7 protein-coding genes and 1 pseudogene are annotated in these 8,659 nt (G+C 64.1%); 2 read left to right on the forward strand and 6 right to left on the reverse strand.

From position 1 onward, the window contains the following. The 6 genes and pseudogenes from RMO23_RS16090 to RMO23_RS16115 form a co-directional block, all read right to left on the reverse strand. Nucleotides 1-278 (reverse strand): annotated as a pseudogene (locus RMO23_RS16090) (5'-methylthioadenosine/adenosylhomocysteine nucleosidase); the annotation flags it as partial. Nucleotides 279-387: 109 nt separating this feature from the next. After that, nucleotides 388-2,076, reverse strand: coding sequence for a long-chain-fatty-acid--CoA ligase (locus RMO23_RS16095; RefSeq protein ID WP_309683633.1), 1,689 nt, complete (start codon nucleotides 2,074-2,076; stop codon nucleotides 388-390). A 176-nt stretch (nucleotides 2,077-2,252) separates the two neighbouring features. Further along, nucleotides 2,253-3,677 carry an NAD(P)(+) transhydrogenase (Re/Si-specific) subunit beta gene (locus tag RMO23_RS16100; RefSeq protein ID WP_309683635.1) on the reverse strand — a complete coding sequence of 475 codons (1,425 nt, stop codon included), beginning with the start codon at nucleotides 3,675-3,677 and terminating at the stop codon, nucleotides 2,253-2,255. Next, nucleotides 3,674-4,012, reverse strand: a complete 339-nt coding sequence (locus RMO23_RS16105) for an NAD(P) transhydrogenase subunit alpha (RefSeq protein ID WP_309683637.1) — start codon at nucleotides 4,010-4,012, stop codon at nucleotides 3,674-3,676. Before RMO23_RS16105 ends, RMO23_RS16100 begins: the two co-directional genes overlap by 4 nt. 86 nt (nucleotides 4,013-4,098) lie before the next feature. Beyond that, nucleotides 4,099-5,217: a Re/Si-specific NAD(P)(+) transhydrogenase subunit alpha gene (locus tag RMO23_RS16110; protein WP_309683639.1), complete on the reverse strand. Its 1,119-nt coding sequence runs from the start codon at nucleotides 5,215-5,217 to the stop codon at nucleotides 4,099-4,101. Between the two features lie 192 nt (nucleotides 5,218-5,409). Further along, nucleotides 5,410-6,942, reverse strand: a complete 1,533-nt coding sequence (locus RMO23_RS16115) for a CoA-acylating methylmalonate-semialdehyde dehydrogenase (RefSeq protein WP_309683641.1) — start codon at nucleotides 6,940-6,942, stop codon at nucleotides 5,410-5,412. Nucleotides 6,943-7,083: 141 nt separating this feature from the next. On the opposite strand from RMO23_RS16115, the gene RMO23_RS16120 reads away from it, so the two are divergent. Together RMO23_RS16120 and RMO23_RS16125 are read left to right on the forward strand one after the other, a co-directional pair. After that, on the forward strand, nucleotides 7,084-8,178 hold the full coding sequence (locus RMO23_RS16120; RefSeq protein ID WP_309683642.1) for a LysR family transcriptional regulator: 1,095 nt from the start codon (nucleotides 7,084-7,086) through the stop codon (nucleotides 8,176-8,178). Further along, nucleotides 8,175-8,659, forward strand: a 485-nt coding sequence (locus tag RMO23_RS16125; protein ID WP_309683643.1) for an NUDIX hydrolase, incomplete at its 3' end; no start/stop codon positions are given. The genes RMO23_RS16120 and RMO23_RS16125, both read left to right, overlap by 4 nt.

The raw sequence follows: 8,659 nt of genomic DNA on the forward strand, positions 1-8,659 counted from the left end.
GCGACCACGACATCGCCCACCTTGACCCCCTCGCCCAGGCCGCCAGCGACGCCGGTGAAGACGATGCGGCCCACCGCAAAGCGCTCGATCAGCGCCGTGGCGGTGGTGGCGGCAGCGACTTTGCCGACCCTTGACAGGGCCAGCACTACCGGCTGGCCATGCAAATCGCCCTGCCAGAAATCGCGGCCGGCATGACGCAGCTTGCGCGGCTGGCGCAGCAACTCGATCAGGCCGTGTTGTTCCTCGGGCAGTGCGCTGAGAATGGCGGTCAGTGTCATGGGCAGATTTTGCCGAAGAATCCGCACGCAGAAACTTCGGCCATGAAAAAGGGCGACTCGCGCCGCCCTCTGGATCAGCTTGGCAGGCGCTAACACCTGCTGCCCGGGCTTATTTTTTGTCGCGCAGTTCGCGGCGCAGAATCTTGCCAACCGGCGTCTTGGGCAGATCGGTGCGGAACTCCACCACCTTGGGCTGCTTGTAGCCGGTCAGGTTGAGCTTGCAGTACTCGCGCACCTGGGCTTCCGTCAGGTCCGGGTTTTTCTTGACGATGACCAGCTTCACGGCTTCGCCGGATTTGTCGTCGGCCACACCGACGCAGGCGCATTCCATCACGCCTTCGAGCTTGGCCACCACGTCTTCGATTTCATTCGGGTAGACATTGAAGCCGCTGACCAGAATCATGTCTTTCTTGCGGTCGACAATCTTGAAGAAACCGTTGTCATCGAGCACGCCGATGTCGCCCGACTTGAAATAGCCGTCGGCCGTCATGACCTTGTCGGTCTCGTCGGGACGCTGCCAATAACCGGCCATGACCTGCGGGCCCTTGATGGCAATCTCGCCCGGCTGGCCCTGCGGCACTTCAAGGCCGTCGTCGTCAAGCAGTTTGAAGTACGTGCCGGGAATCGGCACACCAATGGTGCCGGTAAAGGCCTTGCTGTTGGTCGGGTTGCAGCTGGCCGACGGCGAGGTCTCCGACAGGCCATAACCCTCGCAGATGGGGCAGCCGGTTTTCTCGAGCCAGAGCTTGGCCACCGCGCTTTGCACCGCCATGCCGCCACCCAGCGAAATTTTCAGGTGCGACCAGTCCACCGTATTGAAGTCGGGGTGGTTGGCCAGGCCGTTGAACAGCGTGTTGACCGCAGGAAAGCTGTTGATCTTGTGCTTGGAGAGCTCCTTGAGCACGGCCGGCAGGTCGCGTGGATTCGGGATCAGGATGTTTTTGCCGCCGGTGCGCATGCCCAGCATCATGTTCACGGTGAAGGCGAAGATGTGATACAGCGGCAGCGCGCAGACATAGACCGGCTGCACGCCGGGCGTCATGCTGGCCATGGCCGGCGCGTTCCAGGCCTCTGACTGCAGCACGTTGGCAATCACGTTGCGGTGCAGCAGCACCGCACCCTTGGAGACCCCGGTGGTGCCGCCGGTGTACTGCAGCACCGCCACATCGTCGGGCTTGATGTCAGGGCGCTTGAGCGTGCCGCGCGTGCCCTGGGCCACCGCATCGTTAAAACGCACGGCACCCGGCAGGTTGAAGCTGGGCACCATCTTCTTGACGCTGCGCACCACGTAGTTGACGAGTGCGCCCTTGAGCATGCCGAGCTGGTCGCCCATGGCGCACAGCACCTCATGCTTGACCGGGGTGGCGGCAATGCACTGCTCCAGCGTGTTGGCGAAGTTCTCGATGATGACGATGGCCTTGGCGCCCGAATCCTTGAGCTGGTGCTCCAGTTCGCGCGGAGTGTAGAGCGGGTTGACATTGACCACCACATAGCCGGCGCGCAGGATGGCGGCCACGGCCACCGGGTACTGCGGCACGTTGGGCATCATGATGGCGACGCGGTCACCCTTGGCCAGGCCCAGGCCCTGCAGGTAGACGCCAAAGGCAATCGACAGGCTGTCGGTCTGGCCGAAGGTGATGTCCTTGCCCATGAAGCTGTAGGCCACGCGGCTGCCGTGCTTCTTGAAGCTCTCCTCCATCAGCGCCACCAAAGACGGGTATTGCGAGCTGTCTATATCCGCCGGTACGCCCGCGGGATAGGCCTTGAGCCAAGGGCGATCAATGGTCGCTGCATTCATGTAGGTCTTCTCCAGTACGGTTAATTGACTGCCCGGAATTCTCGCGGCAGGCCCTCTTGGTGGCTATTGCGTTTTCCCTAGGAAAGCGGCGGCAAGCCCGGAAATCAGAAGGGGAAGCACTCTAATTCAAGCCCAGGGTTCGCGCACCCTGGGCTTGCGCCGCGCGGACCGCCGGCTTATTCGATGGCCTTGCCCATGTCCTCGATGACCTTCTTGGCGTCGCCGAACACCATCATGGTTTTGTCCATGTAGAACAGTTCGTTGTCCAGGCCGGCATAACCGGCCGCCATGGAGCGCTTGTTGACGATCACGGTCTTGGCCCGGTAGGCCTCCAGAATCGGCATGCCGTAAATGACGCTGCCCTTTTGCAGCGCGGCCGGATTCACCACGTCATTGGCGCCCAGGATGATGGCCACATCGGCCTGCGCGAACTCGCCGTTGATGTCTTCCATCTCGAACACCTGGTCGTAAGGCACCTCGGCCTCGGCCAGCAGCACGTTCATGTGACCCGGCATGCGGCCCGCCACCGGGTGAATCGCGTACTTGACGTTCACCCCCTTGTGCATCAGCTTCTCGGCCAGTTCGTTGACCGCGTGCTGGGCGCGGGCCACGGCCAGACCGTAACCCGGCACGATGATGACGGTTTCGGCGTTGCTCAGCATGTAGGCCGCGTCGTCGGCGCTGCCACTCTTGACCGGCCGCTGCTCCTTGGCGCCCGTCACCGCCGTCGCCGCTTCGCCGCCAAAACCGCCCAGAATCACGTTGAAGAAGGAGCGGTTCATGGCCTTGCACATGATGTAGGACAGGATGGCGCCCGACGAGCCGACCAGCGAACCGGCAATGATCAGCATCGAGTTGTTCAGCGAAAATCCAATGCCCGCCGCCGCCCAGCCCGAGTAGCTGTTGAGCATGGACACCACCACCGGCATGTCGGCGCCGCCAATCGGAATGATGATCAGCACGCCCATCACAAAGGCCAGCGCCAGCATGGCAAAAAACGCCGTCCAGTTGCCGGTGAACATGAAGCCCAGGCCCAGGCCCAACATGAGCAGGCCCAGCACCAGGTTCAGCATGTGCTGGCCGGCGAAGGTCACCGGCGCGCCCTGGAACAGGCGGAACTTGTACTTGCCGCTGAGCTTGCCAAAGGCAATCACCGAGCCGCTGAAGGTGATGGCGCCAATCGCCGCACCAAGGAACAGTTCCAGCCGGTTACCGGCCGGAATCGCCAGCCCCTTGGCGACGATGCCGAAGGCGTGAGGCTCGGCCACCGCCGCCACCGCAATAAACACCGCGGCCAGGCCAATCATGCTGTGCATGAAAGCCACCAGCTCGGGCATCTTGGTCATCTCGACGCGCTTGGCCATCAGGGTGCCGGCCGCGCCGCCCACCACCAGCGCGCCCAGCACGTAAACCATGCCCTCGGCCTTGCCGCCCGCCGTTTCCACGATCAGCGCGCCCGTGGTCAGCACGGCAATGGCCATGCCGGTCATGCCAAACAGGTTGCCGCGTATCGAGGTCGTGGGGTGCGACAGCCCCTTGAGCGCCTGAATGAAAAAGACCGAAGCCACCAGGTACAGCAGCGTGACGATGTTCATGCTCATTTGGCCGCTCCTTCGACTGGGCCGGCAATCGCGGCCGGCGCTTTCTTCTCTTTCTTCCGGAACATCTCCAGCATCCGGCGCGTCACCAGAAAGCCACCGAAGACATTCACGGCCGCCAGCGCCACCGCCAGCACGCCCATGGTTTTTCCCAGCGGCGTTTCGGTCAGCGCGGCGGCCAGCATGGCGCCCACGATGACGATGGCCGAAATCGCGTTGGTCACTGCCATCAGCGGCGTGTGCAGGGCTGGCGTGACGGTCCAGACCACGTGGTAGCCGACGTAGATGGCGAGGACAAAAATGATCAGGTTGATGATGGTGGGGGACACGGCATCCATGGGGGTTCCTTTGTTCGTTATGTACTCCGTTCGCCCTGAGCCTGTCGAAGGGTTTTACGGCTTCGACAGGCTCAGCCCGAACGGATTTAAGACTTGCGTTTGACTTCGCCGCCCTGCGTCATCAGGCAGGCCGCCACAATATCGTCTTCCATGTCGATAGTCAGCGCGCCTTCCTTGCTGATGATGAGCTTGAGGAAGTCGAGCAGGTTGCGCGCGTAGAGCGCGCTGGCATCGGCAGCGACCAGCGCCGGCACATTGGTCTGGCCGACCAATGTCACGCCGTGCTTGATCACGGTCTGGCCGGGCTCGGTCAGCGGGCAGTTGCCGCCCTGCGGCGCGGCCAGGTCAACAATCACGCTGCCGGGCTTCATGGACCTGACCATGTCCTCGGTCACCAGCACGGGCGCGGCGCGGCCCGGAATCAGGGCCGTGGTAATCACGATGTCGGCCTGGGCGACGCGCTTGGCGACCTCGGCCTTTTGACGTTCGAGCCAGCTGGCCGGCATGGGTCTGGCATAGCCGCCGACGCCGACCGCCGCTTCGCGCTCCTCGTCGGTCTCGTAAGCCACGTCGATGAATTTGGCGCCCAGCGATTCGACCTGCTCCTTCACGCTGGGGCGCACATCGCTGGCTTCAATCACCGCGCCCAGGCGCCTGGCCGTGGCAATCGCCTGCAGGCCGGCCACGCCGACGCCCAGAATCACCACGCGGGCGGCCTTGACGGTGCCGGCAGCGGTCATCAGCATCGGGAAGAAACGCTGGTATTGCTCGGCCGCCAACATCACGGCCTTGTAACCCGCAATATTGGCCTGCGAGGACAGCACGTCCATGCTTTGCGCGCGGCTGGTGCGCGGCGCGGCTTCCAGCGCAAACGCGGTCAGCTGGGCCGCGGCCAGCCGTTGCAGGCCGGCCGCATCAAACGGGTTGAGCATGCCGACCACCACGCTACCGGGCCGGGTATGGGCGATTTCGCTGTCCAGCGGACAACGCACCTTGAGCACGATGTCGGCGGCGTAGGCGCCGGCGGCATCGCTGATCTCGGCGCCCACCGCCGTGTAGGCCGCGTCGGGCACGCTGGCCGCCACGCCCGCGCCTGACTGGATCCGGACGGTGTGGCCCTGGCCTTTCAGCTTTTTGGCCGTTTCCGGCGTGATGGCGACGCGTGTTTCTCCGGCCGTGATTTCGGCGGGTACCCCAATCAGCATGGGACTTCTCCTCAAGTAGCTTTGGTTTTTCTGACGGCTCCCGCGCGCCTTCAGCCAAGGCGCTGCAAGAACTTGTACCTGGTTGTACCCAGTTGTACCTGTCAGCAAGCTTACATGAGATTTTTGCGATTTTTTTGTCGGGCCACCCTATTGTTTGCCGGGTGGCCCGCTTCCAAAGCGCCGCCGCGCCGCTTATTTGGCCGTCGGCATCACAAACTCGGCGCCCTTGCCGATGCTTTCGGGCCAGCGCTGCATGATGGATTTTTGCTTGGTGTAGAAACGCACGCCCTCTTCGCCATAGGCATGCATGTCGCCAAACAGGCTCTTCTTCCAGCCGCCAAAGCCGTGCCAGGCCATGGGCACCGGAATCGGCACGTTGATGCCGACCATGCCGACCTGGATGCGGCGTGAAAATTCGCGCGCCACATGGCCGTCGCGGGTGAAGCAGCTCACGCCGTTGCCAAACTCGTGGGCGTTGATAAGGTCCACCGCCTCTTTCAGGTCGTTGACGCGCACGCAGCCCAGCACCGGGCCAAAGATTTCTTCCTTGTAGATGCGCATGTCGGGCGTGACATGGTCAAACAGCGTGCCGCCCATCCAGAAGCCGTCCTGGCAGCCCTCACCAGCTTGCGCGCCGGTAAAGCTGCGGCCATCGACCAGCAGCTTGGCGCCTTCTTTCACGCCCGTGTCGATGTAACCGGTGATGCGCTGGTGCGCCGCGGCGGTCACGATGGGGCCCATTTCGGCGTCCAGGTTCACACCGTTCTTGATCACCAGCGTTTTGGCGCGTGCCTGCAGCATCGGCAGCAGCCGCTCGGCCACGTCGCCGACCAGCACGGCAATCGAAATCGCCATGCAGCGTTCGCCGGCCGAGCCGTAACCGGCGCCAATCAGCGCATCGACCGCCTGCTCCAGGTCGGCGTCGGGCATGACCACCATGTGGTTCTTGGCGCCGCCGAGGGCCTGCACGCGCTTGCCGTGGTGGGCGCCAGTCTCGTAGATGTAGTTGGCAATTGGCGTGGAGCCTACAAAGGACACGGCTTTCACGTCCGGGTGCACCAGCAGCGCATCGACCGCCTCCTTGTCGCCCTGCACCACGTTGAAGACGCCATCGGGCAAACCGGCCTGTTTCAGCAAATCGGCCATGAACAGGCTGGGACTCGGGTCGATCGGGCTGGGTTTCAGCACAAAGCAGTTGCCCGCCGCAATCGCCACCGGAAACATCCACATCGGCACCATCACCGGAAAGTTGAACGGCGTGATGCCGGCCACCACGCCCAGCGGCTGGCGCAGGGTCCAGTTGTCGATGCCGGTGCTGACCTGGTCGGTGAAGTCGCCCTTGAGCAGCTGCGGAATGCCGCAGGCAAATTCCACGATGTCGATGCCGCGCGAGACCTCGCCCTGGGCATCGGTGAACACCTTGCCGTGCTCGGCGGTGATCATGTGGGCCAGCTTGTCCTTGTTGGCGTTGAGCAGCTCCAGGAACTTGAACAGCACCCGGGCACGGCGCAGCGGCGGCAAGTCGGCCCAGGCCGGAAAGGCGGCCTGCGCAGCCGCAACGGCGGCATCGACATCGACCGCACTGGCCAGCGCCACATGACCCGACACCGCGCCCGTGGCCGGGTTGAAGACCTGCTGGCTGCGGCCGGAGGCGCCCGCCGTGGCTTTTCCGTTGAGGTAATGGCCAATCGCGGCCAGCGTGGTGGAGGTGGGGGCTAAAGACATGGGGATTCCTTTGAACAGACGCCGCAAGAGGGCGTGACGGGTGGATGAGTCACTGGCTGAAGTCTAGGCCTGTCGTCGGGTTTTGATAACCCACTGTTTGGCGATAACATTGTTCATATATTTGAACAATGAGGCATCATCATGTCTTCTGACCAGCTGTCACCGCTGGTGGCCGACCTGCACCTGCTGACGGTGTTGGCCGCCACCCGCAGCTTTACCGAAACCGCGCGCCGGCTCGGGGTTTCCAAGGCCTCGGCCAGCATGCGCATCAGCGAGCTGGAACGCACGGCCGGCGTGCTGCTGGTGCGCCGCACCACGCGCTCCGTCGGCCTGACCGAGGCCGGCCAGCAGCTCGTCAATGAAATGCAGCCGGCCTTTCACCGCATCAACGAAAGCTACACCGCCGCGCGCGACCTGGTCGGCACGCCGCGCGGCCTGATCCGCGTGACCGCGCCGGTGGCGCTGGGGCGGCAGCACCTGGCCTGGCATGTGGCCGAATTCCTCAAGCGCTTCCCCGACATTCACATCGAGCTGGAGCTGACCGACCGCTTCGTCAACCTGGCCAACGAAGGCTTTGACCTGGCCATCCGCCACACCAACACACCGCCGGAAACCCATGTGGCCTGGGTACTGTGCGAAACCCGGTCGATTTTGCTGGCCAGCCCCGACTATTTGGCGCGCCGGGGCACGCCGTCCCATCCTTCCGAGCTGAGCGCGCACGACTGCCTGCTCTACCTGGGCGAGCACGCCGGCCGCTGGACCTTTGCCCGCGATGCCCAGTCGCTGCGAAGCGGCCGCCGCAAGGCCGACGAACGCGTGGGCGTGACGATTGCCGGCACCCTGAAGGCCAACAACAGCGAGGTGCTGCGCGAAGCCATGCTGGCCGGCCTGGGCATAGGCCTGCTGCCCGATTTCAGCTTGGCCGAAGGGTGTGCCCCCACGCTTTTCACTTCGTGTAATGCGCTGCCCCCCAAGGGGGCTGCGCTTGCTCGGGGCGGCCCAGCGCGGCGCGCGGCCTACGGAAAGCACGCACAACTGGTGCGGGTGCTGCCCGACTGGCAGGTGCAGGGCTTTTTTGGCGAGCGCATTTACGCCCTGCGGCCCTGGTCGGCCCAGGTGCCCCGGGCGGTGCAGTGCCTTGTGGAGTTTTTGCGCCAGGGCTTTGCCCAGGGCTTTCATTCGCCGTCCGCAACGCCTGCCGCGCTGTCACAGCGCGCACCGATAATCCCCCCATGAACAAACGATGGAAACCCAGCGCCACGGTGGCGGCGGTGATTGAGCGCGACTTCGGCGGCATTGCCAAATTTCTGCTGGTGGAAGAACAGACGCGCGACGGCCTGAAGCTGAACAACCCGGCCGGTCACCTCGACCCCGGCGAAAGCCCGGTGCAGGGCTGCGCGCGTGAAACGCTGGAGGAAACCGCCTTTCACTTCAGGCCCACTGCCATCGTCGGCATTTACCTGTCACGCTTCGAGCGCCCCGACCCGCGCGAACCCGAGGGCGTGCTGGACATTACCTACCTGCGCTTTGCGTTTTGCGGCGAGTTGCAGGGCGAGGCGATGCCCGGCCAGGCGCTGGACGAGGGCATTGTGCGCACGGTGTGGCTGACGGCCGATGAAATCCGGGCCTGCGTGCCCCGGCACCGCAGCCCGCTGGTGTTGACCTGCCTCGAAGACTACCTGGCCGGACGGCGCTACCCGCTCGCACTGATCACCAC

This window comes from Polaromonas sp. (assembly GCF_031411155.1).
In the GTDB taxonomy this organism is placed as follows: domain Bacteria; phylum Pseudomonadota; class Gammaproteobacteria; order Burkholderiales; family Burkholderiaceae_C; genus Polaromonas.